This window comes from Raoultella sp. T31 (assembly GCF_002806725.1).
GTDB classification, from domain to species: domain Bacteria; phylum Pseudomonadota; class Gammaproteobacteria; order Enterobacterales; family Enterobacteriaceae; genus Klebsiella; species Klebsiella electrica.
Genome location: NZ_PIBO01000002.1, coordinates 62,005 through 88,691, shown reverse-complemented (window position 1 = coordinate 88,691; position 26,687 = coordinate 62,005). Strand labels below are relative to the sequence as shown.

Here is a 26,687-nt window from a genome sequence, read left to right as displayed (position 1 = left end):
GATATCCTGGTAATAATTACGTCATAAACTTATAGGTGGTTAACTATATGGTGAGGTGTGTCATGAAACTCGTTTTAACAACAGCCCTGTTAGCCGCCACCCTGGCTTCTGGGGCGGCTTGCGCCGCAGATCCTGCCATTCCGTGGGCCGACAACAGCGGCGGCACGGAAAATACCCATATCGCCGCCATGGGGCAGAACCTGAATGCACAGCATCAGGCGATCAGCAAAACCCCGGAAGGCGTGTGGGCGGCGAACTCTGGCAGTATTCACCAGGATGAGGCGGCATTAAGCAGCAGCAAGCCGGCCTTCAGCGGCTATCCGCAGCTGATGCCGCATCAGGGCTAAACACTGTTTCAGCGTCTCAGATGTCCGGCGCAGGACGAGGCGCCGGGCATGTTTTTATGCCTTTTCTCCTGCAAGGGCGTGCCAGCCGTACGAGGGGATGAAGCGGCTGATTTTTGCCGGAATCCTGGTCAGCCGTCGGCAGCGGCCTGAAATTTATATCCCGGGAAATGTACCTAAAGCCTGTAAAATCCTGCCCTTAACGATTCAGCTAAATTTTAATGTTGCTTTTTTGTAAACAGATTAACACCTCGCCGAAATCCTGCTATGCTGCCGACGCGGTATCGGGCATTTACCCTACAAACTGCTGTCTCACAGGAGCGTGAAGAGAATCGCCTACCGCATTTTACAATGAGAGCGAGGAGAACCGTCGTGCTAGAAGAATACCGTAAGCACGTAGCTGAGCGTGCAGCCGTTGGGATTGTTGCCAAATCCTTAGATGCAACCCAAATGGCCGCGCTGGTAGAACTGCTGAAGAACCCGCCTGCGGGTGAAGAAGAATTCCTGTTAGACCTGTTAATCAACCGTGTACCGCCGGGTGTCGACGAAGCCGCCTATGTTAAAGCCGGATTCCTTGCCGCTGTCGCCAAAGGCGAAGCAACTTCCCCACTGGTTACCCCTGAAAAAGCCGTTGAACTGCTGGGCACCATGCAGGGCGGTTACAACATTCACCCGCTGATTGATGCGCTGGACGAGGCTAAACTGGCGCCGATCGCCGCCAAAGCGCTGTCCCATACCCTGCTGATGTTCGATAACTTCTACGACGTCGAAGAGAAAGCCAAAGCGGGTAACGAGTACGCTAAACAGGTGATGAAATCGTGGGCTGACGCCGAGTGGTTCCTGAACCGTCCGCCGCTGGCTGAGAAAATCACCGTCACCGTCTTCAAAGTGACCGGCGAAACCAACACCGATGATCTCTCTCCGGCGCCGGATGCCTGGTCCCGCCCGGATATCCCGCTGCACGCGCTGGCGATGCTGAAAAATGCCCGCGAAGGTATCGAACCGGATCAGCCGGGTTCCGTGGGCCCGATCAAGCAAATTGAAGCGCTTCAGCAAAAAGGTTTCCCGCTGGCCTACGTCGGTGACGTGGTGGGTACCGGTTCTTCGCGTAAATCCGCCACCAACTCGGTGCTGTGGTTTATGGGCGACGATATTCCGAACGTGCCGAACAAGCGCGGCGGCGGCCTGTGCCTGGGCGGCAAAATCGCACCGATTTTCTTCAATACCATGGAAGATGCGGGTGCGCTGCCAATTGAAGTGGACGTGAGCAACCTGAATATGGGTGACGTGATTGACGTTTACCCGTTCAAAGGCGAAGTGCGTAACCACGAAACCAACGAACTGCTGGCAAGCTTCGGGCTGAAAACCGATGTGCTGGTTGATGAAGTCCGCGCCGGCGGCCGTATTCCGCTGATCATCGGTCGCGGCCTGACCACCAAAGCGCGTGAAGCGCTGGGGCTGCCGCACAGCGACGTTTTCCGTCAGGCAAAAGACGTAGCAGAAAGCAGCCGCGGCTACTCGCTGGCGCAGAAAATGGTCGGTCGCGCCTGCGGCGTAGCCGGTATTCGTCCGGGCGCTTACTGCGAACCGAAGATGACTTCAGTGGGCTCCCAGGACACCACCGGTCCGATGACCCGTGATGAACTGAAAGACCTGGCGTGCCTTGGTTTCTCCGCCGACCTGGTGATGCAGTCCTTCTGTCACACTGCGGCCTATCCGAAGCCGGTTGACGTCACCACTCACCATACGCTGCCAGACTTCATTATGAACCGTGGCGGTGTTTCCCTGCGTCCGGGCGATGGCGTTATCCACTCGTGGCTGAACCGTATGCTGCTGCCGGATACCGTCGGTACCGGCGGTGACTCCCATACCCGTTTCCCGATTGGTATCTCTTTCCCGGCGGGCTCTGGTCTGGTGGCCTTTGCCGCCGCGACCGGCGTGATGCCGCTGGATATGCCGGAATCCGTGCTGGTTCGCTTCAAAGGCAAGATGCAGCCGGGGATCACCCTGCGCGACCTGGTCCATGCGATCCCGCTGTACGCGATTAAGCAGGGTCTGCTGACCGTTGAGAAGAAAGGGAAGAAAAACATCTTCTCTGGCCGCATCCTGGAAATCGAAGGTCTGCCGGATCTGAAGGTGGAGCAGGCGTTTGAGCTGACCGATGCTTCCGCAGAACGTTCTGCTGCTGGCTGTACCATTAAGCTGAATCAGGAACCGATCGTTGAGTATCTCAACTCCAACATCGTCCTGCTGAAGTGGATGATTGCAGAAGGCTACGGCGATCGTCGCACCCTGGAACGTCGTATCCAGGGGATGGAAAAATGGCTGGCGGATCCGCAGTTGCTGGAAGCCGACGCTGACGCGGAATACGCGGCGGTGATCGACATCGATCTGGCGGATATCAAAGAGCCTATTCTGTGTGCGCCGAACGATCCGGACGATGCGCGTCTGCTGTCCGACGTGCAGGGTGAGAAGATCGACGAAGTGTTCATCGGTTCCTGCATGACCAACATCGGTCACTTCCGTGCGGCGGGTAAACTGCTGGACAGCCATAAAGGCCAGCTGCCGACTCGTCTGTGGGTGGCTCCGCCAACCCGTATGGATGCGGCGCAGCTGACGGAAGAAGGCTACTACAGCGTGTTTGGTAAGAGCGGTGCGCGTATCGAAATCCCTGGCTGTTCCCTGTGTATGGGTAACCAGGCGCGCGTGGCGGACGGTGCGACGGTGGTGTCCACTTCGACCCGTAACTTCCCGAACCGTTTAGGGACCGGCGCTAACGTTTATCTGGCCTCTGCGGAACTGGCTGCGGTCGCTTCTCTGCTCGGCAAACTGCCGACGCCGGAAGAGTACCAGACCTTCGTCGCGAAGGTGGATCAGACCGCGGCGGACACTTACCGTTATCTGAACTTCAACCAGCTGGAACAGTATACTGATAAAGCTGATGGGGTTATTTTCCAGACGGCGGTCTAAGGTGAGGCGTCAGCTCGCCTGACGAATTGCCTGTAAACTCTCCTATGCCCGGTGAACATTGCATCACCGGGCATTTTTATTTCCAATCCTTCATCCGCCCGGCTTTTTTTCTTCCCCGGTACTGCGATAATTACCCTATGGGTACAATGTAGCGGTGACGCATTGCCCTTGCAGAGGAAGACACTATGGATTACGAATTTCTGCGCGATATTACCGGAGTGGTAAAGGTGCGAATGTCGATGGGCCACGAGGTGGTAGGGCACTGGTTTAACGAAGAGGTGAAAGATAACCTCGCCCTGCTGGACGAAGTGGAACAGGCCGCGCGTACCGTACAAGGCAGCGAGCGTTCCTGGCAGCGTGCCGGACATGAATACACGCTATGGCTGGATGGCGAAGAGGTGATGATTCGCGCCAACCAGCTGGAGATTTCAGGTGATGAAATAGAAGAGGGCATGAGCTACTACGACGAAGAAAGCCTCTCTTTGTGCGGCGTTGAGGATTTTTTACAGGTCGTTGCCGCCTACCGTCGCTTCTTACAAGACCGCTAACTCCCCGGCAGCGCTCTTTCAGGCGCTGCCCGCACTACCCTTCTTGATTACATTTAATCAAATAATCATTAAACGGCTTAATATTGGCCTCGAACTGCGATCTGAGCCTTATCTTTCTTTTATTTGATTTATTATAATCATTTGTGATTGCATTAAATCAACCAGGAGGGCGATGTGAAAATTAAAGCGACAATAGAAAAAATCCCGGGAGGGATGATGGTCGTCCCGCTTGTGCTGGGGGCTATGCTCAATACTTTCGCCCCCGAGGCGCTGCAGGTCGGGGGCTTTACCACGGCATTATTTAAGAACGGCGCCGCGCCGCTTATCGGGGCGTTTTTACTCTGCATGGGGGCGGGTATCCATATAAAAGCCGCCCCTAAATCTCTGTTGATTGGCGGCGGTATTACCTTCACTAAATTTGTTGTGGCGGTGGCGCTTGGATTTACCGTCGAGACGTTTTTTGGCGTCGACGGTCTGTGGGGGCTCTCCTCCGTCGCCATTATTGCCGCGATGAGCAACACGAATGGCGGCCTGTATGCCGCACTGGCCGGCGAGTTTGGCAGCGAGAATGAGGTGGGAGCTACGCCGCTGATGTCGCTGAGCGACGGCCCGATACTGACGATGATCGCTCTGGGCGCGGCGGGTATGGCTAATATTCCGCTGATGTCGATCGTGGTGGTGCTGATCCCCATGCTTATCGGCATGCTGCTCGGCAATCTGGATGTGCAGATGCGTGAATTCCTCACGAAAGGCGGCCCGCTGCTGATCCCGTTCTTTGCTTTTGCGCTAGGCGCCGGAATCGACCTGTCCATGCTGCTGAAGGGCGGGCTTGCCGGGATCCTGCTGGGCGTGCTGACCACTCTGGTAGGCGGTTTCTTCAATATTAAAGTCGATCGTCTGCTGGGCGGCACTGGTATTGCCGGCGCAGCGGCTTCCAGCACCGCGGGTAACGCCGTTGCCACGCCGATGGCCATTGCCCAGGCGGATCCTGCGCTGGGCGAGATCGTGGCGGTGGCAACGCCGCTGGTGGCCACGTCGGTGATTGTGACCGCCCTCTTAACGCCAGCGCTGACGTCGTGGGTGGCGAAACGTAACCAGCAGCAGGCGAAGGTAGTCCTCGGGGAGAAACCATAATGAAGATGATTGTTATCGCAGATGATTTTACCGGAGCAAATGATACAGGAGTCCAGCTGGCCAAAAAGGGCGCGCGTACTGAGGTCATGTTCAATGAGCGGCAGCAAGCGTCACGTCAGGCTGATGTGCTGGTGATAAATACCGAAAGCAGGGCGTTGGAGCCGGCTCAGGCGGCAGAGAAGGTGGGCGCGGTCGTCGCGCCCTGGTTTTGCGAGCGGGGCAATCCACCGCTGGTATACAAAAAGATAGATTCGACGTTCCGCGGTAACGTCGGCGCGGAGGTCGAGGCGGCAATGCAGGCCAGTGGTGCCAGGCTGGCCATCGTGGCGGCAGCGATTCCCGCGGCGGGGCGGGTGACGAGGAACGGGCAATGTCTGGTGCATGGCGTACCGCTCGTCGAAACAGAATTTGCCAGCGATCCCAAAACACCGATTATCTCTTCCCATATCAAGACATTGCTTGAATTGCAGACCACCTGTCCGGTTTATGAGCTGGATCTGGCGACGGTACGTGGCGGTGGCTCAGGCGCCGAACTCCAGCGTATCGGCGAGAGCGACGGCGGGATTGTGGTCGTTGATGCCGAAAACGATGGCGATTTGGCTCTGCTGGCGCAGGCGGTGGCCGGGCTTAACCAGCGTTACTTACTCGTTGGCGCAGCGGGTTTTGCTAACGCGCTGCCGGCAGAGTGTTACCTCAGTCCACGGCTGCAGCTGCCGGTGCTGGTGGTTGCCGGTTCGATGAGTGAGGCAACCCGGCAGCAGATTGTGTTTGCGGCGAAAGAGAGGGCGCTGGGGATTGTCGATATTGATGTTGAGGCGCTGCTACAAACGGACAGCGATAGCATAAAGGAAAAGATAGTCCGCCAGGCCAGCGCCATTTTGCGCGACCGTCAGCATTGTGTGCTGAGAACCTGCCGCGACGCCGATGCGCGCGGGATGATTGAGACGCTGTGCGAACGCTACCAGCTTTCACGCCAGCAGCTCGGAGACTGCATTAGCTCAGCACTAGGCGGTATCACGCTCGCCGTCATCAACCGGGCGCAAATCGGGGGGCTGTTCCTCACGGGCGGAGATATTGCCATCGCCGTGGCGAGAGCGCTCGGGGCTGAAGGCTATCGTATCGCCAGCGAAGTGGCGCCCTGCGTGCCCTGCGGAACGTTGGTGAACAGCGAAATTGACGATCTGCCGGTGATCACCAAAGCCGGTGGATTTGGCGGCGAAGCCACGCTTCGGGATGCACTTTATTTTATTGAGGAGCTGTACAGTGACAAATAACGTAATTGCCGTCACGATGGGCGACCCGGCAGGCATCGGGCCCGAAATCATTATCAAATCTCTGGCCGAAGGCGCGCTTTCCGGCACGCCGGCAGTGGTGGTGGGATGTTTACAGACGCTACAGCGTCTGCAGGCGTCCGGCGTCACGCCGCCCGTAGAATTACGTCCGATCAAGCAGGTTTCCCAGGCGCGCTTTGCGCCGGGGATCGTTAACGTCATTGACGAACCGCTGAAAGACCCGGCCAGGCTTATACCGGGAAAGGTGCAGGCTCAGGCTGGCGATCTGGCGTACCGCTGCGTTAAGCGGGCCACCGAAATGGCGCTGGCGGGAGAGGTTTCCGCCATTGCGACCGCGCCGCTGAATAAAGAGGCGCTTCATCTGGCGGGGCACATGTATCCGGGTCATACCGAACTGCTGGCCCGCCTGACGGACAGCCGCGATTATGCGATGGTGCTGTATACCGACAAGCTGAAGGTCATACACGTTTCGACGCATATTGCGCTGCGTAAGTTTCTCGATACGCTGAACGGCGAGCGTATTAAAACGGTTATCTCGCTTGCCGACACTTTCTTACGGCGCGTGGGGTTCAGTTCCCCGCGTATCGCGGTCGCCGGCGTTAATCCTCATGCTGGTGAAAACGGTCTTTTTGGCGATGAGGAGATCAACATTGTCGGCCCGGCGATTGCGCAGATGCAGCAGCAGGGCGTGGCCGTTTATGGCCCTTGCCCGCCGGATACCGTCTTTCTGCAGGCCTGGGAAGGGCAGTACGATATGGTGGTGGCGATGTATCACGACCAGGGGCATATTCCGTTGAAGCTGCTTGGCTTCTATGATGGCGTCAATATCACCGCCGGGCTGCCGTTTATCCGCACCTCAGCGGATCATGGCACCGCGTTTGATATTGCCTGGACAGGTAAAGCTAAGTCTGAGAGCATGGCGATTTCTATCCAGCTAGCCGCTCAGCTTGCTTAATTTATAGACTGTTATCCGGATTCATTCAGGTTGCACAAGGCGGCAGTCCGCAGTGCCTGAGGCGGTTACCCGCGCCGGTTAAGCGCTGGCGTGGCTGTCGGCTTACAACGTGAAAGATGAAAGGGATATGAAGTCACAAAATCGCTTAGACCAGATTCTGGACTATCTGAAAGGCCATAATCTGGTCACCGTTGAACAACTGGTTACCGCTATTGACGCTTCGCCCGCGACCATACGTCGCGATCTGATTAAGCTGGATGAGCAGGGCGTGATTAATCGCAGCCACGGCGGCGTGGCGCTTAACCGCTTTATCCCGGCCCAGCCGACGACCAATGAAAAGCAGCTGCTGCATCCCCAGGAAAAGAGTGCGATTGCCCAACTGGCCCTGTCGATGATTAAAGCCGGCGATTCGGTTGTGCTGGATGCCGGGACGACGATGCTGGAGCTGGCGCGTAACCTGACTTCGCTGCCGCTGCGCGTAATTACCTCCGATTTACGCATCGCCCTGTTTCTCTCGGAGTTTAAGCAGATCGAGGTGACCATCATCGGCGGTCGCATCGATGACAGCAGCCAGTCATGCATTGGCGATCACGGTCGTAAACTGCTGCGCGGTATCTACCCGGATATCGCATTTATTAGCTGTAATTCATGGAGTCTGGAGAAGGGGATTACCACGCCGACGGAAGAGAAGGCGGGGCTCAAGCAGGATCTGGCGCTGAATGCGAGCCGCCGGGTGCTGTTAGCGGACAGCAGCAAATATGGCTCCTGGTCGCTGTTTTGCGTCACCCCGCTTGCCAGTCTGACGGATATCGTCACCGATCGCGGCCTGACGACCCAGGCGCAGGAGGCGCTCGCCAACCTGCCTTGCCGGCTTCACCTGGCATAACCAGACAGGGCCACTGCCGTAGCCCTGTCTGCGTTTCTCAGATATGCGGAATGTTGCGGGCGTAGTAAATTTCTCGCATCTCTTTCCACAGTAGACTGGTGATGGACTTGCGCTCTTCTGCGCTGAGGTCTTCGGGCCTGGTGTGGAACATGTAGTGCTTCAGATCGAACTCTTTCAGCAGCATTTTGGTGTGGAAGATATTTTCCTGATAGACGTTGACGTCCACCATGTCATACAGCGCTTTGATGTCCTCGGACATAAAGTTCTGAATGGAATTGATTTCATGGTCAATAAAGTGCTTCATGCCATTGATATCACGGGTAAAACCGCGGACGCGATAATCAATAGTGACAATGTCAGATTCCAGCTGATGGATGAGATAATTCAACGCATTAAGCGGTGAAATAACCCCACAGGTGGAGACTTCGATATCGGCACGGAAGGTGCACAGCCCGCCCTCGGGATGGCTTTCCGGGTAGGTGTGCACGCAAATATGGCTCTTGTCGAGATGGGCGACGACGGCTTCCGGGAGCGGGCCCGGGCGTTCGGTCTGGTCGATAAGCTGCGGATCAACCGGTTCTTCACTGACCAGAATCGTGACGCTGGCCCCCTGAGGTTCATAATCCTGGCGGGCAATGTTCAGAATGTTGGCACCGATGATCGAGCAGGTCTCTGACAAAATCTCGGTCAGACGGTTGGCGTTATAGAGTTCATCGATATAGGCGATGTAGCCATCGCGCTCCTCTGCCGTTTTGGCGTAGCAGATATCGTAAATACAAAAACTCAGGCTCTTGGTCAGGTTGTTAAAGCCGTGCAGCTTCAGTTTTTTCAATTTAGTTCACCCCCTTACTGAGGATCGCTGGCGGACAGCGCATCCTGTAAATATTGCGGTAGGGCAAAGGCCGCCTTGTGAATGGCCGGATTATAGTAACGGCACTTCAGGTTCGCTTTGTGAAAACGCGCCTGGATAATTTCATTGGACAGGTCGCGCAGGGCATCATTATCGGTCGCCCACGCGAAGGTCATAATGCCGCCATAGTAGGTCGGAATCGCGGCCTGATAGAAGCTGACATCGCTGAAATAGTGGCCGAGTTTGCGGTGGCTGTCGATCGCTTCATCCTGTTGCAGGAAGCAGACGCCGTTCTGGGCGACAAAAATGCCGCCGGGGTTCAGGCAACGCTTGCAGCCTTCGTAAAAGGCTGAGGTGAACAGGCTCTCGCCGGGACCGATAGGGTCGGTGCAGTCGGAAATTATCACATCAAACGTTTGCGTGGTCTGGTTAACAAAATTGACGCCATCGTCAATCACCAGCGTAAAGCGCGGATCGTCATAAGCGCCCGCGTTATGATTTGGCAGATACTGGCGGCAGAATGAGACCACGCCAGCGTCGATTTCGACCATGGTGATGGTTTCGATGGTGCTGTGACGAGACACTTCTCGCAGCATCGCGCCGTCACCGCCGCCGATGATCAGCACATGTTTCGCCTGGCCGTGGGCCATCAGCGGGACATGGGTCATCATCTCATGATAGATAAACTCATCGCGTTCGCTGGTTTGTACCACCCCGTCCAGCGCCATCACGCGGCCAAAGGCTGCATTCTCAAAAATGATCAAATCCTGGTGATCGGTCTTTTCGTGATACAGCACCTTATCAACCGCAAAATACTGACCAAAATGGTCGTGCAGCGTTTCATGCCACAGATTGTTATCAGCCACAGGCGGGTTCCTCCATTGTGAACATCCGGTACGCTCGAAAAACGAGCGCAACATCATAGCCAACTCTGGATGATGATGCACGGTGGATATTTCAGCCGTTCGCATGGCGGCAGGCTGCATGGCAGGAATGGCGGGACGGGAAGACCATGCCACCTTATACAGGCGGCGGGATTGTGTTCGGGCCCGGCGGGTGGACTATTTCACGTAAGCGAGCAGGCTCAGCGAATCGCGGGCCAACGCCTTGCATTTTTTCGTCGTGGGGATTTTGATACCGCTGAGGTCGCGGTAGCTGTCTTCACCGAGCGCCTTCATATTGAAGCTGTCGTAGTTGCTCAGATCCCATTGGTTCTGTTGAGCAAAAAAGACCAGCGCGCGACGAATTTGGGTATTCGGCAGATTCTGGTAACCGCAGTCGTTTTTCAGAAAGACAAATACCGCCGTTAAATCAGCCATATCTTCCGCTTCGGACTCACTTAACGCATAGCTATTGGCGGATAGAGCAAGCAGGCTGCCGAGCACTATTGTTCTGAAAAGCGTCTTCATTTTCTCTACCATTGGATCACGGACGCTCAACGTTAGCATACTTCTTTACACTACGTAGAGCTTTATTCTTACTCTTCTGCTTGACCTTCCTGCTGGTGGAAGGTTTAAGCTCAAAAGTTCACCAGCAGAATAAAAAGGATGTGAAAATGCAACGTCGTGAATTTATCAAATTAACCGCGGCGGCCAGCGTATTCAGCGCGCTGCCGCTGTGGAGCCGCTCGGTTTTCGCCGCCAGCCGTCCGGTTCTGCCGGTGCCCGATCTTCTGACCGCCGACGCACGTAATCGCATCACATTAACGATCCAGGCCGGAAAAACGCAGTTTGGTCCGCATCAGGCGACCACCTGGGGCTATAACGGCAATCTGCTGGGGCCAGCGCTGAAGCTCAAAAAAGGGGAGGCGGTGACCGTGGATATCCATAACCGCCTGGCCGAAGAGACCACCGTACACTGGCATGGGCTGGAGGTGCCGGGTGAGGTCGACGGCGGTCCGCAGGGGATCATCGCGCCAGGCGCCTCCCGCAGCGTGAACTTTACTCCCAGCCAGCGGGCCGCCACCTGCTGGTTCCACCCGCACCAGCATGGAAAAACCGGTCGTCAGGTGGCGATGGGGCTGGCGGGGCTGGTGCTGATTTCTGATGAGGAAAGCGAGCGGTTGCTGTTGCCCAGGCAGTGGGGGATCGATGATGTACCGCTGATTGTGCAGGATAAGCGTTTTACTGCCGCCGGCGAGATTGATTATCAGCTCGACATGATGAGCGCGGCGGTCGGCTGGTTTGGCGATACCTTGCTGGCAAACGGGGCGCTCTACCCTGAACATGCCGCGCCGCGCGGCTGGCTGCGCTTACGTTTACTGAACGGCTGTAACGCCCGCTCGCTGAATTTCGCCACCAGCGATAACCGGCCGATGTACGTTATCGCCAGCGACGGCGGACTGCTTGCCGAACCGGTGAAGGTCAGCGAGCTGCTGGTGTTAATGGGGGAGCGCTTTGAAGTGCTGGTGGATACCCGCGACGGTAAAGCTTTCGATCTGCTCACCTTGCCGGTGAGTCAAATGGGGATGGCGATCGCGCCGTTCGACACCCCGCAGCCGGTCCTGCGCATCCAGCCGCTGACTATCCAGGCATCCGGTACCCTGCCGGATTCTTTGGTCAGTATGCCGGCGCTGCCGTCGCTGGAGGGGCTGACACAGCGCACGCTCCAGCTGTCGATGGATCCGATGCTGGATATGATGGGAATGCAGGCGCTGATGCAAAAATATGGTGATCAGGCGATGTCCGGCATGAACCATGGTAGCATGATGGATCACGGCAATATGGGTCACGGCATGATGGGCAATATGAGCGCCAAGGGGCAGATGAATCATGGCGATATGGGGAACATGAACCACGGCGGCATGGGACAGATGAACCACGGTGCCGACGGTTTCGATTTCCATAATGCTAACCGGATCAATGGCCAGGCCTTTGATATGAATACCCCGCTGTTCGCCGCGGCGAAAGGGCAGTTTGAGCGCTGGGTGATTTCCGGCAAAGGCGACATGATGCTGCACCCGTTCCATATTCACGGCACCCAGTTCCGTATTCTGTCGGAAAATGGCGCTGCGCCTGCCGCGCATCGTTCAGGCTGGAAAGATACCGTCCGGGTTGAGGGGGGCGTTAGTGAAGTGTTGGTGAAGTTCGATCACGGGGCGTCGAAAACGCATGCTTATATGGCGCACTGCCACCTGCTGGAACATGAAGATACCGGCATGATGCTCGGCTTTACGGTGTAGGTTTTTCCCCGCCGGGGATATTCTGCCCGCATAATAGAGAGGCCCGGTGTTCACCGGGCCTTCTGTTTTGTTACTGCGTTTTTACCTGGGCTTATTGCGCCTCATCAGGCAGCGCATAGGCGACGATATAGTCACCCATCTTCGTGCCAAACGAGCCGTGGCCGCCTGCGGCGATGACCACATACTGTTTGCCATTTACTTCATAGGTCATCGGCGTCGCCTGGCCGCCTGCCGGCAGACGGGCCTGCCACAGTTTTTCCCCGTTGCTCATGTTGTAGGCACGCAGGTAGTTATCGGCGGTAGCGCCAATAAACAGCACGTTGCCCGCGGTGGAGATTGGGCCACCAAGCATCGGCATACCGAGGTTAAACGGCAGCTGGACCGGCATCGGGAACGGCAGGCTATCCTGCGGCGTACCGATACGTTTTTTCCATACCACTTCGTTGGTTTTCAGATCCAGCGCGGAGATGTAACCCCAGGCCGGCTGTTTGCACGGCAGGCCAAACGGCGACAGGAAGGCGTTGAGGGTCACGCCGAACGGTACGCCATACTGCGGCTGGATGCCGGATTCGGTACCGGAACCTTTCGCGTCTTTTGGCGGCTCCATCGGGTTGCCCGGGCCGCGTGGGATCAGTTTCGATACAAACGGCAGCGCCATTGGGTTGGCGATGGCCACCTGACGGTTCGGATCAACGGAAATCCCGCCCCATTCAAACATTCCCAGGTTACCCGGGAAGACCAGCGTGCCTTGTTCTGACGGCGGGGTGAAGATGCCTTCATAACGCAGCTGGTGGAAGATAACGCGGCACACCAGCTGATCGAACATGGTGGCGCCCCACATATCCGCGCCGGTCAAATCTTTCTTCGGACGGAAGCTCAGGTCGGAGAATGGCTGAGTTTTCGAGACATAATCGCCTTTCGCTGCGCCCTGAGGAACCGGTTTTTCCGGTGCCGGGACAACCAGTTCGCCGTTACGACGGTCGAGAACGAAGATATTACCGGTTTTGGCCGGTGCGTAGATGACCGGAACAGTTTTACCGTTAACGTCGATATCCGCCAGCGTAGGCTGAGACGGCATATCCATGTCCCACAGATCGTGGTGAACGGTCTGATAGCTCCATGCCAGTTTACCGGTGGTCGCGTTCAGCGCCACGATAGAGCTGGCGTAGCGTTCCTGTTCCGGCGTACGGTTACCGCCCCAGATATCCGGCGTGGTCACGCCCATCGGCAGGTACACGAGGTCCAGCTTCGCATCATAGGCCGCAGGCGCCCAGGAGTTCGGGGAGTTCAGCGTGAAATGATGTTGATCATCCGGAATGGCGTTCGGATCTTTCGCGCCCGGATCGAAGACCCACAGCAGTTTACCGGTGTTGACGTCAAAGCCGCGAATAACGCCCGACGGTTCGCGCGTCGAGAAGTTATCGGTCACGGCGCCGGCAATGATAATGGTGGTATCGGTCACGATCGGCGGAGACGTTGGTTCATACATCCCCGGCGTGGTGACCGGCATATTGGTCTGCAGATTGAGAATACCTTTGTTGGCAAAGGATTCGCACAGCTGGCCGTTGTCGGCGTTAATCGCGAACAGGCGACCATCGTTGACCGGCAGGATAATCCGGCGCGGACAGTTGGCGACGACGTCTGCCGGCGCCTTGTCTGCTTTCGCTTCGTGATAAGAGACGCCGCGACAGGTGACGTGCTGGAAGGACGGATCCGCGTTCAGCTGCGGGTCAAAGTGCCATTTTTCTTTCCCGGTAGCCGCATCAAGAGCAAACAGACGCTGGTGGGCGGTACACAGGTACAGCATGTTCCCCACTTTAATTGGCGTCACTTCGTTGGTGATTTCACCCGGATCGTTCGGCTGCTTCAGGTCGCCGGTGCGGAACACCCAGGCTTCCTTCAGGTTTTTCACGTTATCGGCATTGATTTGCTTCAGCGGCGAATAACGCTGACCTTCCTGATTACGGCCATACGCCGGCCAGTCGCTATCGGCAACCGCGGAGATCGGCGCCGCAGGCGTCGCATCGGCATTCAGGGTGCCGTTCACTTCCTGCGGGTCATTAAAACCGGCCCAGGTCAGGATACCACCGCTGATCAGCAGGGCAACGACCAGACCGGCGACCGCGCCGCCCGATGGGATCGGCAGACGACGCCAGACAAAAGGCAAAATAAGCCAGATGCCGAAGAAGACCAGGATATCGCTACGCGGCGTAAGCGCCCAGAAGTCAAAGCCGACTTCCCAGACGCCCCAGATCATGGTGGCGAGAAGCAGCGCAGCATACAGCCAGAGCGCTGCGCGTTTGCCCTGTAACAGCATCACGGTGACGGCCAGCATGACCAGGCCAGCAATAGGGTAGTACCAGGAGCCGCCAAGAGCCGCCAGCCATACCCCGCCAATAAGAAGATACAGGCCGCAGAACGCTGCAAAGAGAGCTGTCAGCGTCACGAGAAGCCGTGATTGTTGAGACTTTGTTTCTGCCATAGAAAGACACTCGGTTGTTTGTTAATTTTTAATTGCAATTAATTATAGGATTTAACAAGTGTGATCGGAATCACAAAATGGGCTTTATTATTCCCTGCATCGCATATTTCTTTTTACTGGTATACTGCATAGCTTGCCGGTCAATGTCGGTGCATTCGCAACGGTGTTGATGATTTATCTTAAGAATCAAATGGTTAGTTTAATGAAACATACTGTAGAAGTGATGATCCCGGAAGCCGAGATCAAAGCGCGTATCGCCGAACTGGGTCGTCAAATCAACGAGTGCTACAAAGACAGCGGCAGCGAAATGGTGCTGGTGGGGCTGCTGCGCGGCTCATTTATGTTTATGGCCGACCTGTGCCGTGAAGTGCAGGTGCCGCATGAAGTCGATTTTATGACCGCCTCCAGCTACGGCAGCGGCATGTCGACGACCCGTGACGTGAAAATCCTGAAAGATCTGGATGAAGACATTCGCGGTAAAGACGTATTGATTGTGGAAGACATTATCGATTCCGGCAACACGCTGTCTAAAGTGCGTGAAATTCTCAGCCTGCGTGAGCCGAAATCTCTGGCTATTTGTACGCTGCTGGATAAGCCGAGCCGTCGTGAAGTGAACGTGCCGGTCGAGTTTGTTGGTTTTGCCATCCCGGATGAGTTCGTGGTCGGCTACGGGATTGATTACGCGCAGCGCTACCGTCATCTGCCGTACGTCGGCAAAGTGGTACTGCTGGACGAGTAAGGTTTCATGCGACCCCGGACGATGGCGCGCCGCGCTGCCGGGGTTTTCTCAGCGGGTGGCTTACTTGTGGTTGGCGTGTTTGCTCTTGAGGTTGGAAATCCCGTGACGGTAGCGCTGTTCAAGGGTTTCACGGCTGACGGCGGTCACATCAAGATCGCGTAGCATCCCGTCATGGATACCGTAGGCCCAGCCGTGGATGGTGACCTTCTGACCCCGTTTCCACGCCGACTGCATAATAGTCGAGTGGCCCAGGTTATAAACCTGCTCCATCACGTTCAGTTCACATAATGTATCCAGTCGGCGCTCTTCGGGCATTTCGCCCAGCAGCGAGCTGTGTTTGAACCAGATATCGCGAATATGCAGCAGCCAGTTGTCGATAAGCCCCAGCTCGGTGTTTTCTACCGCCGCCTGCACGCCGCCGCAGCCATAGTGGCCGCAGATGATGATATGCTCGACTTCCAGCACGTCGACGGCATACTGCACCACGGAAAGACAGTTCAGGTCGGTATGAATCACCAGATTGGCGACGTTACGATGGACAAACAGTTCACCGGGCTCAAGGCCGGTTAACCGTTCCGCAGGAACACGGCTATCAGAACATCCAATCCACAGAAAGCGTGGCTTCTGCGCTTGTGACAATTTTGCGAAAAAGCCGGGGTCTTCTTCCACCAGCATTTTTGACCATAGTGCATTATTGCTGATGAGTGTATCTATATCATTCATGGACGTTTACGGCCTGTAACCAAGTAAGTGCGTTGGGCTAATATAGGTTAACCTCACTTTATTTAAAACAACCCATCGCGTGTCATGACACGAGAAGAGATATTTAATGACCATTGCTCTGGAATTAAAACAGCTCACCAAGACCTACCCCGGCGGGGTTCAGGCGCTGCGGGGAATCGATCTGCAGGTGGAAGCCGGGGATTTTTATGCGCTGCTCGGCCCTAACGGGGCGGGGAAATCCACCACGATTGGCATTATCAGCTCGCTGGTAAATAAAACCTCCGGCGAGGTCAACGTCTTTGGCTACGACCTGCAAAAGGACGTGGTGAACGCCAAGCGTCAGCTCGGGCTGGTGCCGCAGGAGTTCAACTTCAACCCGTTTGAAACCGTCCAGCAGATCGTCGTGCATCAGGCGGGCTACTACGGCGTGGAGCATAAAGAAGCGCTTCTGCGCAGCGAAAAGTACTTAAAACAGCTCGATCTGTGGGAAAAGCGCAACGAACGTGCACGGATGCTCTCCGGCGGGATGAAGCGACGCCTGATGATCGCCCGCGCGCTGATGCATGAACCTAAACTGCTGATCCTCGATGAACCCACCGCGGGCGTGGATATCGAACTTCGCCGCTCGATGTGGGGTTTTCTCAAGGATTTGAACGATAAAGGCACCACCATCATCCTGACCACCCATTATCTGGAAGAGGCGGAGATGCTGTGTCGCAATATCGGGATTATTCAACGGGGAGAACTGGTGGAAAACACCTCGATGAAGGCGCTGCTTGCCAAGTTGAAATCAGAAACGTTCATTCTCGATCTGGCGCCGAAAAGCCCGCTGCCGACGCTGGAAGGTTACCAGTATCGCCTGGTGGATACCTCCACGCTGGAAGTCGAAGTGCTGCGCGAGCAGGGGATTAACAGCGTATTTGCCCAGCTGAGTGCCCAGGGCGTTCAGGTGTTAAGTATGCGTAACAAAGCCAACCGGCTGGAAGAGCTGTTTGTCACGCTGGTGCAGGACAGAAAAGGAGAATCAGCATGATGCAGCTTTATTGGATCGCGCTGAAAAGCATCTGGACCAAGGAAATTCACCGCTTTATGCGTATCTGGATCCAGACGCTGGTGCCGCCGGTGATCACCATGACCCTCTATTTTGTCATCTTTGGCAATTTGATCGGCTCGCGGATCGGCGAAATGCATGGCTTTACCTATATGCAGTTTATTGTGCCGGGTCTGATCATGATGGCGGTGATCACCAACGCCTATGCCAACGTGGCCTCCTCGTTCTTCAGCGCGAAATTTCAGCGCAATATCGAAGAGCTGCTGGTGGCGCCGGTGCCAACGCACGTGGTTATCGCCGGTTATGTTGGCGGCGGGGTTGCGCGCGGGCTGTGCGTAGGGATTCTGGTTACCGCGATCTCGTTGTTCTTCGTGCCGTTCCAGGTGCATTCCTGGCTGTTCGTTGGGCTGACGCTGATTCTGACCGCGGTCCTCTTTTCGCTGGCGGGTTTGCTGAACGCGGTTTTTGCCAAAACCTTTGATGATATCAGCCTGATCCCCACCTTTGTGCTGACGCCGCTGACCTACCTCGGGGGGGTATTTTACTCCCTGACCCTGCTGCCGCCCTTCTGGCAGGCGCTGTCGCACCTTAACCCGATCGTGTACATGATCAGCGGCTTCCGCTATGGATTCCTCGGTATCAACGATGTTCCGCTGGTTACGACTTTTGGCGTGCTGGTGGTCTTTATTGTTCTGTTCTACGCGCTGTGCTGGTATCTGATCCAGCGTGGACGCGGTCTGCGCAGCTAACCGCGCGTCGGCGAATAGCGCCTGGCCTTCAGGCGAGGCGCTATCTGCTAATCTTGACTGCCATCACTCATCTGCGTCATCCCCTTTGTTACAGTGTTTCTCTGCTAAGGAGGCTGTCTATGTTGGGGTGGGTGATTACCTGTCATGATGAGAAGGCGGAAGTGCTGCTGGATCGTCTGGAAAAAAAGTTTGGCCCGCTGGCGCAATGCCGGGCGGTAAATTACTGGCGTAATCTTAGCAGCAATATGTTGAGCCGGATGATGTGCGATGCGCTGCACGCCACGGACAGCGGCGATGGGGTGATTTTTTTGACCGATAACACCGGAGCGCCTCCCTATCGCGTGGCGGCCCTGATGAGCCATAAACATACCCACTGTGAAGTGATCTCCGGCATCAGCTATCCATTACTGGAGAGCATGTATCTTCTGCGCTACACCCTGAGCAGCGAAGCGTTTCGCGATGCGATCGTGAGCAGCGGAAGCCCGGTCGTCAGCAGCCTCTGGCACCAGCAGCAAAAAAATCCGCCTTTTCGCCTGCGTCATGATGCGTTCGGGAATTAAGCATTGGTATTGATGCCGCTTTTGTTACAATGGCGGCTGATTTCTCTAGCGGTCCGACCTGCATGTTTGCCCGAATTTTTGCCCTGCTCCTTTTACTGACATCACTCAGCGCTTCAGCCAGTCTGCTTAGCCAGCAGGGCATGCCCGCCCGCTACATGCAGACGACGGAAGATGCGGTTATCTGGGCGCAGATCGGCAATGACGTGGTGAGCGTGGGGAACATTCGGGCCGGGCAAATTATCGCCGTGGTGCCGACGTCCGCCGATTATTATGAATTCAGCTTCGGTTTCGGCACCGGCTTTATTGATAAGGGCCACCTCGAACCGGTGCAGGGCAAGCAGCGGGTTGAAGACAGTCTTGGCGATTTGCATAAACCGCTGAGTAACCAGAATCTGCTTACCTGGAAAGATACGCCGGTGTACGATGCGCCTGCCGTCGGCAGCGCGCCGTTTGGCACCCTGGCGAATAATCTGCGCTATCCCATTATCAGCAAGCTGAAAGACCGCCTTAACCAGACCTGGTTTCAAATTCGCCTTGGTAACCGGCTGGCGTGGGTCAGCAGCCTCGACGCGCAGGAAGATCGCGGTATTCCGATGCTGACCTATCATCACATTCTGCGCGATGAAGAGAACACCCGTTTTCGCCACACCTCTACCACGACTTCGGTACGTGCCTTCAGCAACCAGATGACCTGGCTCCGCGATCGGGGCTACACCACGCTGACCATGTATCAGCTGGAAGGCTATCTGCGTAATAAAATCAATCTGCCGGCCCGCTCGGTGGTGATTACCTTTGACGATGGTCTGAAGTCGGTTAACCGCTATGCGTACCCGATTTTGAAGCAGTATGGCTTTCACGCGACGGCATTTATTATCTCATCGCGTATCAAGCGCCACCCGCAGAAGTGGGAGCCGAAATCGCTGCAGTTTATGAGCGTTTCCGAGCTCAAGCAGATTCAGGACGTTTTTGATATACAGTCCCATACGCACTTCCTGCATCGGGTGGATGCGCTACGCCATCCGATTTTGTTGAGTCGCAGCTACCATAATATTCTGTTTGATTTTGAGCATTCACGGCGCGCGCTTTCGCAGTTCAATCCGCATGTGCTCTATCTTTCTTATCCCTTCGGCGGCTATAACGCGACGGCGATCAAGGCGGCGAACGACGCCGGTTTTCATATGGCGGTGACCACGGTGAGAGGGAAGGTGACGCCGGGGGATAACCCGTTCTTACTAAAAAGGCTCTATATTCTGCGGACCGATTCGCTGGAGACGATGTCGCGGTTGATCAGCAATCAGCCGCAGGGATAAAGGATGTCGGTGATACGAAACCGGCCACCCCGCGAATAAATTCCTGACAAGGTTTTCCATAGAGCATCTTATTTATTTTCAGAATTTGTTATCTGGCATAAAGTCCATTTTTTATTTATGGTTATTTGATTTGATTCGCCCACAATACAGGAAGCAGCGTCATTAACTGCTTTCGGTACCGTACAGGTGTTCTCATGAAGCCAATACAATACGTACTATTATGGTTTGGGCAAGCATTGCTGTTTACAGTTGTGTTTGTCCTGTTATACGTGCTGATACCAGAAATAAAGATGTACAGACTGATTACAGAATTAACAGGATTCATGTCCGATTTTACATGGGATAAGTATTATTTTTTGGCTCTTTGTATTGCTTCACTATTCATCGTGGCAATAGTGGTTTATGTAACGGCTGCAGTTAAAAGACGTTTAGCCTGACTGTTCTATTATAAATAAACGGTGCCCCGCCTGGGCGGCGCACCGTCAGCGATTGGCTATCAGGCAACCTGCACCGAAATGATTCGCGAGCCACGTTCGGCGGCAATGGCATGATAGACGATCTAACATGGGTGGGAGAAGTACAGAGGGGACATTTTAGACTTCATCCAGCAGGTTATAAGGGGGGGTTAGTGAAGGTTGTATGACTCTACCCCGACTATCTGATTTTATGTTGTTACGTGCTGCATTACTTAATACGCCCACAATACAGATAGCAGCCTCATTGACTGCCTTCGGGACCATACAGGTGTACTAATGAAACCGATACAATACGCGCTATTATGGATTGGCGAAGCATTATTATATACAGTAGTATTCGTGCTGCTGTTTTTATTTATGCCTGAAGTCAAAACCTACTATCTGATCAGGCGCTATACAGAAGTTATACCTGGTGATATATGGGATAAGTATTACTTTCTGTCGCTTTGTATTGCTTCACTATTCATCGTAGCAATAGTGGTTTATGTAACGGCTGCAGTTAAAAGACGTTTATCCTGACTATTCTATTATAAATAAACGGTGCTCCGCCTGGGCGGCGCACCGTCAGCGATTGGCTATCAGGCAACCTGCACCGGAATGGCCTTTGCCTGGCGTTTCATTTCGTTGTCGCCTTCGAAATAGGCCACTTTCGGCTGCCAGCGGCGGGCTTCTTCATCAGGCATGGTGACGAAGCTGGCAATAATCAGAATGTCACCCACGCTGGCGCAGTGTGCGGCAGCGCCGTTCACCGAAATGATTCGCGAGCCACGTTCGGCGGCAATGGCATAGGTGGAGAAGCGGTTGCCGTTGGTCACGTTCCAGATGTGGATCGCTTCGTTTTCAAGAATACCGGAGGCATCCAGAAAATCCTGGTCAATGGCGCAGGAACCTTCATAGTGCAGGTCGGCCTGCGTGACTTTTACGCGGTGGAGTTTGCCCTGCAGCATATTACGAATCATGATGTCTACCTTTCTTCCCGTTCTGCTCCAGCGTACAGGGGCTGGCGGGCGAGCGACTTTCCCTGCCGGGGGACCGTAATGCTCTTGCCTGCCGCCGCTCTGCAAGCGGATGAGTCAGGGTCTATACCTTAATGATACGAAGCGGACATGACATCCGCTTTGAGTAAATGTCCGGCAATATTGCCAGATTTTTAACCCTTGTCTACTGACCCAGCTCGACGATGTGGTTATCGATCAACCGCGCCTGTCCCAACCATGCGGCCATCAGGATCACCGCACGTTGACTGGTTGCCGTCAGCTCCAGCAGCGTATCCGCATCCCGGATCTGGATATCGTCGGCGCGGAAGCCTTTCTCGTTCAGCTCCTGCCCGGCAAGGGTAATGATTTCATCCAGGTTACGTTCACCGGCGGCAAGCTTGTCGGCGACGGCGCTCAGCACTTTATACAGGCCCGGCGCAATTTTACGCTGCTCTGCGGTGAGGTAGCCGTTGCGTGAGCTCAGCGCCAAACCATCTTTAGCACGAATAATCGGTACGCCGATTATCTCAATATCGTAATCCATGTCGGCAACCATTTTACGAATCAGCGCCAGCTGCTGGAAGTCTTTCTCGCCAAAGCAGGCGACGTCTGGCTGCACCAGGTTAAACAGCTTGCTGACGATGGTCGATACGCCGCGAAAGTGGCCTGGACGACTGGCGCCCTCAAGCATGGTCGACAGCCCCGGCACATCCACACTGGTCTGGTTTTCGGTGCCGTGCGGATAGATCTCTGCCGGCGCGGGGGCGAAAACAAAATCCACCTTACGTTTGTTCAGCTTTTCGCAATCATCCTGCAGGGTACGCGGATAGCGCGACAGGTCGTCAGGACGATCGAACTGCATCGGGTTGACGAAAATAGTGACCACCACGACATCGGCGCTGGCTTTTGCGGTATCCACCAGTTGCATATGACCGTCGTGCAGGTTGCCCATAGTGGGAACCAGCGCGATACGCTTACCTTCCTGGCGCAAACGGCGAATATGCTGGCGCAGCAGCGGCAGGGATTCAATAATCAGCACAACAAGACTCCTTAATGGAAACTGTGTTCTTCGCCCGGATAAACGCCGGACTCCACGTCGGCAATATACTGCCGCACTGCGGCGCGCATGTCGCCCGCTTCAGCCAGGAAATTTTTAGCAAATTTAGGGATATGGCCGCCGGTGATCCCGAAAGCGTCATGCATCACGAGGATCTGCCCGTCGGTGACGTTGCCTGCACCAATGCCGATAACCGGAATGGTTAACGCCTCGGTGATACGTTGGGCCAGTTCGACCGGGACGCACTCAAGGACCAGCAGCTGTGCGCCTGCCGCTTCCAGTGCCAGCGCGTCGTCGAACAGCGCCTGCGCCGCATCGCCGCGGCCCTGCACTTTATAGCCGCCAAAAATATTGACCGACTGCGGGGTCAGACCGAGGTGGCCGCAAACCGGCACCGCGCGTTCCGTCAGCATTTTTACCGTTTCCGCAAGCCAGGCGCCGCCTTCAAGCTTGACCATGTTGGCGCCTGCGCGCATCACGATGGCGGCGTTAGCGAAGGTCTGTTCAGGGGTGGCATAGGTCATAAACGGCAGGTCAGCGAGCAGCAGGCAATGGGGGGCGCCGCGGCGTACTGCCTGGGTGTGATAGGCGATATCTTCCACGGTCACCGGCAAGGTCGAGTCGTGCCCTTGCACCGTCATGCCCAGCGAGTCACCTACCAGCATCACGTTGATCCCTTCATCGGCAAACAGCTTCGCAAAGCTGTAGTCATAGGCGGTGATGGTGGCGAAGCGCTGCTTCTCCTGTTTGCATTTCTGCAGCAGGGCGATAGTGGTCGGTTTCATAACGTTTCCTGATGATGAAAGTCATATTAACCGGCATTCTAACAGCAGCGTTCAGAGGGGCAATGGTTTTAGGCAACCGATAACGACGATCGCCGTAATGGCTAAAAATGGGGAAGGGGGAAACTACCAGATCGCCGGCTTTTCGGCGCCAAGGTTTTCCAGCACCTGACGCAGAGTGGCGCCGTCAGGGAAATGGAGCGTCGGGGCAATCTCATACAGCGGCCACAGCATAAAACCGCGGTTTTTCATATCGTAGTGCGGTACCGTCAGGCGCTCGCTGTGAATCACCGCATCACCAAACAGCATGATATCGAGATCCAGCGTGCGGGGGCCCCAGCGTTCGGCTTTGCGTTGACGGCCCTGCTGCAGTTCGATGCGCTGGGTATGATCCAGCAAAGCTTCAGCCTGCAGTTCCGTCTCCAGGGCGACGGCGGCGTTGAGGTAGTCAGGCTGATCCTGCGGCCCCAACGGCGGCGTGCGGTAAAAAGAGGAGACGGCGACCATCCGGCTGTCCGGGATGGCCGCCAGCGCCGTCACGGCAGCATTGACCTGCTCCAGAGGAGAAGCCAGATTACTGCCGATCGCGATGTAGACGCGGGTCATGCGCCACCCTGACGCGGAGCGCGTTTACGCGGGCGGCGATGGCGGCGGCGCGGTATGGGTTCGTCATCAAGCTCGTTAAGCATCTCTTTTTGATCTGGCGGCGCGGCAACCTGGAACTCGCCCCACCATTTGGTCAGACGCTGCAGTTCGCCATTCTTCTCGGCGCCGGCACGCAGCTCCAGCAGATCGTAGGCGGCGCGGAACTTCGGATGTTCCATCAGCTTCCAGGCGCGTTTGCCCTGGCGGCGGGACATGCGCAGCTGCAGCTGCCAGATATCGCGGACCAGAGTGGTAATACGCTTCGGAATGGCCAGCGTACGGCAGGCTTCATCCAGCACATCGTTCATCGCCAGGGCGAAAGCGTCGTTGTAGGCCAGACCGCTCTCCTGGGTGATTTTCTGCGCCATTTCCAGCAGCGGATACCAGAACATGACCGCGAACAGGAACGCCGGGTTAACGCGCATATCGTTATGGATGCGGTTATCGGTATTCTTCAGCACCTGGGTAATGATGTGTTCCATCGGGCTATCGCCGCGCTCGGTAAAGTAGCGGGTGATGGTCGGGAACAGCGGCTGGAACAGGTTATATTCGCGCAGCAGCATGTAGGTATCATAGCCATAGCCCGCCTGCAGCAGCTTCAGCACTTCTTCGAACAGACGCGCCGGAGGAACGTCGTGGAGCAGTGCGGCAAGACGCGGAATCGGCTCGGCGGTTTCCGCGCTGATGTTCATATTGAGCTTGGCGGCAAAACGCACGGCGCGCAGCATGCGGACCGGATCTTCGCGGTAGCGGGTTTCCGGATCGCCAATCAGGCGAATCATGCCCTCCTGCAGATCTTTCATGCCGCCGACGTAGTCGCGCACGGTAAAATCGGCCACGCTGTAATACAGGCTGTTAATGGTGAAGTCGCGACGCTGGGCATCTTCTTCGATCGAACCGAAGATGTTGTCGCGTAGCAGCATCCCGTTCTGGCCGCGCTGTGAAGTCACACGGTCGGTGGTGTGCCCTTCATGGTGGCCGCGGAAGGTGGCGACTTCGATGATTTCCGGCCCGAACATCACGTGCGCGAGGCGGAAACGACGGCCCACCAGACGACAGTTGCGGAACAGTTTACGGACCTGATCCGGCGTCGCGCTGGTTGTCACGTCAAAATCTTTCGGTTTTTTACCAAGCAGAAGGTCACGTACGCCACCGCCGACGAGATAGGCTTCATAGCCCGCCTTGTTCAGTCGATAGAGCACCTTGAGGGCATTATCACTGATATCTTTGCGGGAAATTGCATGCTGTTCACGCGGGATAACCGTCATATGCGTTTGTTCAACGGCGGCTTCTGCGTCGCGCTCTTCACGGCTTAGCACCTTACGGCAAAAATTAGCGACTCGGGTAAAAATGTTGCACCTCGTAGTGTCAGACGGACTTCAGATCAAAATATTACTCTAGGCATTTCGGGTTGCAGCAAGGTGGCAAACTTGTGAGTCCCGGCAGCATAGAGAACTATGTGACTGGGGTGAACAAGTGCAGCCAACGCAGGAGCAACTTGAAAGGCGACGAGAAAAATAGCGGCTAATCATAGCTCAGAGAGAGCCATTTGAGAATGCTGGATTTTTTGCAGGTCCCAGTTGGCTACCGCATTCTTCAGCAGATCCTCAATAGTCAACGCTCGCCATTCCTGCTCAATATCCTGATTAAGAAACATTAACGCCCGCATAATTTCGGGGCGCGGATCGCCCTCCGGCAGCGCCGGGGCGTGGTTTTGTTTGGAGAGTTTATTCCCCTGGGCATTCACTGCCAGCGGCAGATGGACATAGTCCGGGGCCTGCCAGCCAAAATGCTGATACAGCGAAATCTGGCGCACTGTCGGTTCGATAAGATCCGCCCCGCGGACGATTTCGCTGACCCCCTGAAAATGATCGTCCACGACCACCGCCAGATTATAGGCGAACAGGCCGTCGCGGCGGTGAATAATGAAATCCTCCCGCGCCAGCGCCTCATCGGCGACGAGGGGGCCGCGCAGACGGTCATCAAACGCGAGGACCGGCCGCGTCTGACGTAAACGCAGGGCGGCGTCATGTGCGCCGAGTCGTAAATCGCGGCAGTGGCCGTCATACACGCCGCCGACGGCGTGTATGCGTGCCCGGGTGCAGGTGCAGTAATAGCAGAGTCCCTGTTCGTGCAGCCAGGCCAGCCGTTCGCGGTAGGCTTCGTGACGCTGCGACTGCCACAGCACTTCGCCGTCCCAGTGCAGGCCGTAGTGCTCTAGCTGGCGCAGAATCGTACTGGCGGCGCCGGGGACTTCACGCGGCGGATCGATATCTTCAATGCGTACGCGCCAGATACCGTTGTGCGCACGGGCCTGAAGATAGCTGCCGAGAGCGGCAATCAAAGAGCCGAAATGAAGTTCGCCGGAAGGTGAGGGGGCAAAGCGGCCAATATAGTGTGAGTCATTCATGAGTGACGAATAAAACATGTAGGCGGGAGAGACTCCCGCCGGAGATACGATAGCGAAGCGAATTAGCCAGCCATCTGCTTTTCGCGAATTTCCGCCAGCGTTTTGCAGTCGATGCACAGGTCAGCGGTCGGACGCGCTTCCAGACGGCGAATGCCAATCTCAACGCCGCAGGATTCGCAGAAGCCGAAATCCTCATCTTCGACTTTCTTCAGCGTTTTCTCGATCTTTTTGATCAGTTTACGTTCGCGGTCGCGGTTACGCAGTTCCAGGCTGAACTCTTCTTCCTGAGCGGCACGGTCTACCGGATCCGGGAAGTTAGCCGCTTCATCCTGCATGTGCGATACGGTGCGATCCACTTCATCCCTGAGTTGATTACGCCATGCTTCAAGAATACGCTTGAAGTGCGCCAGCTGGGCTTCGTTCATATACTCTTCGCCCGGCTTCTCTTGATACGGCTCCACCCCAGCGATGGCGAGAATACTCAGGGACGATGTTTTACGGTTTTGCCCTTCTTGCATGTTGCTTCTCCTTAACACGCACTATCGATCCCCATGTTGGGGGAAAAA

General features: G+C 55.8%; 26 protein-coding genes. 14 read left to right on the top strand and 12 right to left on the bottom strand.

Going from position 1 to position 26,687, the window contains the following annotated elements:
- Window positions 1-62: 62 nt before the first annotated feature.
- The 7 genes from CWM52_RS01915 (at window position 63) to CWM52_RS01885 (ending at window position 8,129) form a co-directional block, all read left to right on the top strand.
- Window positions 63-347 carry a hypothetical protein gene (locus CWM52_RS01915; protein ID WP_100682539.1) on the top strand — a complete coding sequence of 95 codons (285 nt, stop codon included), beginning with the start codon at window positions 63-65 and terminating at the stop codon, window positions 345-347.
- Between the two features lie 369 nt (window positions 348-716).
- Complete coding sequence (gene acnB / locus CWM52_RS01910; protein WP_100682538.1) at window positions 717-3,314, top strand: bifunctional aconitate hydratase 2/2-methylisocitrate dehydratase; 2,598 nt, start codon at window positions 717-719, stop codon at window positions 3,312-3,314.
- Window positions 3,315-3,499: 185 nt separating this feature from the next.
- Complete coding sequence (gene yacL, locus CWM52_RS01905; RefSeq protein WP_100682537.1) at window positions 3,500-3,862, top strand: protein YacL; 363 nt, start codon at window positions 3,500-3,502, stop codon at window positions 3,860-3,862.
- Between the two features lie 174 nt (window positions 3,863-4,036).
- Window positions 4,037-4,996, top strand: a complete 960-nt coding sequence (locus tag CWM52_RS01900) for a 2-keto-3-deoxygluconate permease (protein ID WP_100682536.1) — start codon at window positions 4,037-4,039, stop codon at window positions 4,994-4,996.
- Window positions 4,996-6,270, top strand: a complete 1,275-nt coding sequence (gene dtnK / locus CWM52_RS01895) for a D-threonate kinase (RefSeq protein WP_100682535.1) — start codon at window positions 4,996-4,998, stop codon at window positions 6,268-6,270. The genes CWM52_RS01900 and dtnK overlap by 1 nt, the downstream gene beginning before the upstream one ends.
- The gene (locus CWM52_RS01890) at window positions 6,230-7,243 is read left to right on the top strand and encodes a D-threonate 4-phosphate dehydrogenase (protein WP_100682534.1); all 1,014 of its coding nucleotides are present in this window, start codon (window positions 6,230-6,232) and stop codon (window positions 7,241-7,243) included. The genes dtnK and CWM52_RS01890 overlap by 41 nt, the downstream gene beginning before the upstream one ends.
- Window positions 7,244-7,370: 127 nt before the next feature.
- Window positions 7,371-8,129, top strand: a complete 759-nt coding sequence (locus CWM52_RS01885; protein ID WP_100682533.1) for a DeoR/GlpR family DNA-binding transcription regulator — start codon at window positions 7,371-7,373, stop codon at window positions 8,127-8,129.
- 37 nt (window positions 8,130-8,166) lie between these two features.
- On the opposite strand, the gene speD is transcribed toward CWM52_RS01885, so the two are convergent.
- The 3 genes from speD to CWM52_RS01870 form a co-directional block, all read right to left on the bottom strand.
- Window positions 8,167-8,961: an adenosylmethionine decarboxylase gene (gene speD, locus CWM52_RS01880; RefSeq protein WP_100682532.1), complete on the bottom strand. Its 795-nt coding sequence runs from the start codon at window positions 8,959-8,961 to the stop codon at window positions 8,167-8,169.
- Window positions 8,962-8,975: 14 nt separating this feature from the next.
- Window positions 8,976-9,845, bottom strand: a complete 870-nt coding sequence (gene speE / locus CWM52_RS01875; protein ID WP_100682531.1) for a polyamine aminopropyltransferase — start codon at window positions 9,843-9,845, stop codon at window positions 8,976-8,978.
- A gap of 195 nt (window positions 9,846-10,040) precedes the next feature.
- The gene (locus tag CWM52_RS01870) at window positions 10,041-10,388 is read right to left on the bottom strand and encodes a YacC family pilotin-like protein (protein ID WP_015585138.1); all 348 of its coding nucleotides are present in this window, start codon (window positions 10,386-10,388) and stop codon (window positions 10,041-10,043) included.
- A 146-nt stretch (window positions 10,389-10,534) separates the two neighbouring features.
- Between CWM52_RS01870 and cueO the strand changes: the two genes are divergently transcribed.
- A complete protein-coding gene (gene cueO, locus CWM52_RS01865) occupies window positions 10,535-12,160 on the top strand; it encodes a multicopper oxidase CueO (protein WP_100682530.1) in 1,626 nt (541 codons plus the stop codon).
- A gap of 91 nt (window positions 12,161-12,251) precedes the next feature.
- Here cueO and CWM52_RS01860 read toward each other — a convergent pair whose 3' ends face one another.
- Window positions 12,252-14,642: a glucose/quinate/shikimate family membrane-bound PQQ-dependent dehydrogenase gene (locus CWM52_RS01860; protein ID WP_100682529.1), complete on the bottom strand. Its 2,391-nt coding sequence runs from the start codon at window positions 14,640-14,642 to the stop codon at window positions 12,252-12,254.
- A gap of 202 nt (window positions 14,643-14,844) precedes the next feature.
- Between CWM52_RS01860 and hpt the strand changes: the two genes are divergently transcribed.
- Window positions 14,845-15,381 (top strand): hypoxanthine phosphoribosyltransferase, encoded by a 537-nt coding sequence (gene hpt / locus CWM52_RS01855; RefSeq protein WP_015585135.1) that lies wholly within the window; start codon window positions 14,845-14,847, stop codon window positions 15,379-15,381.
- A 60-nt stretch (window positions 15,382-15,441) separates the two neighbouring features.
- Here the strand turns inward: hpt and can are convergent, their stop codons facing one another.
- On the bottom strand, window positions 15,442-16,104 hold the full coding sequence (gene can / locus CWM52_RS01850) for a carbonate dehydratase (RefSeq protein ID WP_100682528.1): 663 nt from the start codon (window positions 16,102-16,104) through the stop codon (window positions 15,442-15,444).
- 106 nt (window positions 16,105-16,210) lie between these two features.
- On the opposite strand from can, the gene CWM52_RS01845 reads away from it, so the two are divergent.
- The 5 genes from CWM52_RS01845 to CWM52_RS01815 all read left to right on the top strand — a co-directional run bounded on the left by CWM52_RS01845 (window position 16,211) and on the right by CWM52_RS01815 (window position 20,769).
- Window positions 16,211-17,137 carry an ABC transporter ATP-binding protein gene (locus CWM52_RS01845; RefSeq protein ID WP_100682527.1) on the top strand — a complete coding sequence of 309 codons (927 nt, stop codon included), beginning with the start codon at window positions 16,211-16,213 and terminating at the stop codon, window positions 17,135-17,137.
- Window positions 17,134-17,904 (top strand): ABC transporter permease, encoded by a 771-nt coding sequence (locus CWM52_RS01840; protein WP_100682526.1) that lies wholly within the window; start codon window positions 17,134-17,136, stop codon window positions 17,902-17,904. The genes CWM52_RS01845 and CWM52_RS01840 overlap by 4 nt, the downstream gene beginning before the upstream one ends.
- Window positions 17,905-18,023: 119 nt before the next feature.
- The gene (locus CWM52_RS01835) at window positions 18,024-18,464 is read left to right on the top strand and encodes a PTS sugar transporter subunit IIA (protein WP_100682525.1); all 441 of its coding nucleotides are present in this window, start codon (window positions 18,024-18,026) and stop codon (window positions 18,462-18,464) included.
- A 62-nt stretch (window positions 18,465-18,526) separates the two neighbouring features.
- On the top strand, window positions 18,527-19,774 hold the full coding sequence (locus CWM52_RS01830) for a polysaccharide deacetylase family protein (protein WP_100682659.1): 1,248 nt from the start codon (window positions 18,527-18,529) through the stop codon (window positions 19,772-19,774).
- 752 nt (window positions 19,775-20,526) lie between these two features.
- The gene (locus tag CWM52_RS01815; RefSeq protein WP_100682523.1) at window positions 20,527-20,769 is read left to right on the top strand and encodes a hypothetical protein; all 243 of its coding nucleotides are present in this window, start codon (window positions 20,527-20,529) and stop codon (window positions 20,767-20,769) included.
- A gap of 59 nt (window positions 20,770-20,828) precedes the next feature.
- Here the strand turns inward: CWM52_RS01815 and panD are convergent, their stop codons facing one another.
- The 7 genes from panD to dksA form a co-directional block, all read right to left on the bottom strand.
- The gene (gene panD, locus CWM52_RS01810; RefSeq protein ID WP_004858002.1) at window positions 20,829-21,209 is read right to left on the bottom strand and encodes an aspartate 1-decarboxylase; all 381 of its coding nucleotides are present in this window, start codon (window positions 21,207-21,209) and stop codon (window positions 20,829-20,831) included.
- Between the two features lie 202 nt (window positions 21,210-21,411).
- The gene (gene panC / locus CWM52_RS01805; protein ID WP_100682522.1) at window positions 21,412-22,266 is read right to left on the bottom strand and encodes a pantoate--beta-alanine ligase; all 855 of its coding nucleotides are present in this window, start codon (window positions 22,264-22,266) and stop codon (window positions 21,412-21,414) included.
- 11 nt (window positions 22,267-22,277) lie between these two features.
- Window positions 22,278-23,069, bottom strand: coding sequence for a 3-methyl-2-oxobutanoate hydroxymethyltransferase (gene panB, locus CWM52_RS01800; protein WP_100682521.1), 792 nt, complete (start codon window positions 23,067-23,069; stop codon window positions 22,278-22,280).
- A gap of 123 nt (window positions 23,070-23,192) precedes the next feature.
- The gene (gene folK / locus CWM52_RS01795; protein WP_100682520.1) at window positions 23,193-23,672 is read right to left on the bottom strand and encodes a 2-amino-4-hydroxy-6-hydroxymethyldihydropteridine diphosphokinase; all 480 of its coding nucleotides are present in this window, start codon (window positions 23,670-23,672) and stop codon (window positions 23,193-23,195) included.
- Complete coding sequence (gene pcnB, locus CWM52_RS01790) at window positions 23,669-25,063, bottom strand: polynucleotide adenylyltransferase PcnB (protein WP_100682519.1); 1,395 nt, start codon at window positions 25,061-25,063, stop codon at window positions 23,669-23,671. Before pcnB ends, folK begins: the two co-directional genes overlap by 4 nt.
- A gap of 176 nt (window positions 25,064-25,239) precedes the next feature.
- Window positions 25,240-26,121 (bottom strand): tRNA glutamyl-Q(34) synthetase GluQRS, encoded by an 882-nt coding sequence (gluQRS, locus tag CWM52_RS01785; RefSeq protein WP_100682518.1) that lies wholly within the window; start codon window positions 26,119-26,121, stop codon window positions 25,240-25,242.
- Window positions 26,122-26,183: 62 nt separating this feature from the next.
- Window positions 26,184-26,639 (bottom strand): RNA polymerase-binding protein DksA, encoded by a 456-nt coding sequence (gene dksA / locus CWM52_RS01780; RefSeq protein WP_004858018.1) that lies wholly within the window; start codon window positions 26,637-26,639, stop codon window positions 26,184-26,186.
- Between the last annotated feature and the right edge of the window lie 48 nt (window positions 26,640-26,687).

Bases quoted from the DNA above. Each gene is read 5' to 3' on its own strand.
- CWM52_RS01885 (WP_100682533.1), top strand. From the start codon at position 7,371: ATGAAGTCACAAAATCGCTTAGACCAGATTCTGGACTATCTGAAAGGC.
- CWM52_RS01890 (WP_100682534.1), top strand. From the start codon at position 6,230: ATGCACTTTATTTTATTGAGGAGCTGTACAGTGACAAATAACGTAATT.
- CWM52_RS01870 (WP_015585138.1), bottom strand. From the start codon at position 10,388: ATGAAGACGCTTTTCAGAACAATAGTGCTCGGCAGCCTGCTTGCTCTA.
- hpt (WP_015585135.1), top strand. From the start codon at position 14,845: ATGAAACATACTGTAGAAGTGATGATCCCGGAAGCCGAGATCAAAGCG.
- CWM52_RS01845 (WP_100682527.1), top strand. From the start codon at position 16,211: ATGACCATTGCTCTGGAATTAAAACAGCTCACCAAGACCTACCCCGGC.
- gluQRS (WP_100682518.1), bottom strand. From the start codon at position 26,121: ATGAATGACTCACACTATATTGGCCGCTTTGCCCCCTCACCTTCCGGC.
- cueO (WP_100682530.1), top strand. From the start codon at position 10,535: ATGCAACGTCGTGAATTTATCAAATTAACCGCGGCGGCCAGCGTATTC.
- CWM52_RS01860 (WP_100682529.1), bottom strand. From the start codon at position 14,642: ATGGCAGAAACAAAGTCTCAACAATCACGGCTTCTCGTGACGCTGACA.
- dtnK (WP_100682535.1), top strand. From the start codon at position 4,996: ATGAAGATGATTGTTATCGCAGATGATTTTACCGGAGCAAATGATACA.
- dksA (WP_004858018.1), bottom strand. From the start codon at position 26,639: ATGCAAGAAGGGCAAAACCGTAAAACATCGTCCCTGAGTATTCTCGCC.
- can (WP_100682528.1), bottom strand. From the start codon at position 16,104: ATGAATGATATAGATACACTCATCAGCAATAATGCACTATGGTCAAAA.
- CWM52_RS01835 (WP_100682525.1), top strand. From the start codon at position 18,024: ATGTTGGGGTGGGTGATTACCTGTCATGATGAGAAGGCGGAAGTGCTG.
- CWM52_RS01830 (WP_100682659.1), top strand. From the start codon at position 18,527: ATGTTTGCCCGAATTTTTGCCCTGCTCCTTTTACTGACATCACTCAGC.
- panB (WP_100682521.1), bottom strand. From the start codon at position 23,069: ATGAAACCGACCACTATCGCCCTGCTGCAGAAATGCAAACAGGAGAAG.
- folK (WP_100682520.1), bottom strand. From the start codon at position 23,672: ATGACCCGCGTCTACATCGCGATCGGCAGTAATCTGGCTTCTCCTCTG.
- CWM52_RS01815 (WP_100682523.1), top strand. From the start codon at position 20,527: ATGAAACCGATACAATACGCGCTATTATGGATTGGCGAAGCATTATTA.
- panD (WP_004858002.1), bottom strand. From the start codon at position 21,209: ATGATTCGTAATATGCTGCAGGGCAAACTCCACCGCGTAAAAGTCACG.
- yacL (WP_100682537.1), top strand. From the start codon at position 3,500: ATGGATTACGAATTTCTGCGCGATATTACCGGAGTGGTAAAGGTGCGA.
- CWM52_RS01840 (WP_100682526.1), top strand. From the start codon at position 17,134: ATGATGCAGCTTTATTGGATCGCGCTGAAAAGCATCTGGACCAAGGAA.
- CWM52_RS01915 (WP_100682539.1), top strand. From the start codon at position 63: ATGAAACTCGTTTTAACAACAGCCCTGTTAGCCGCCACCCTGGCTTCT.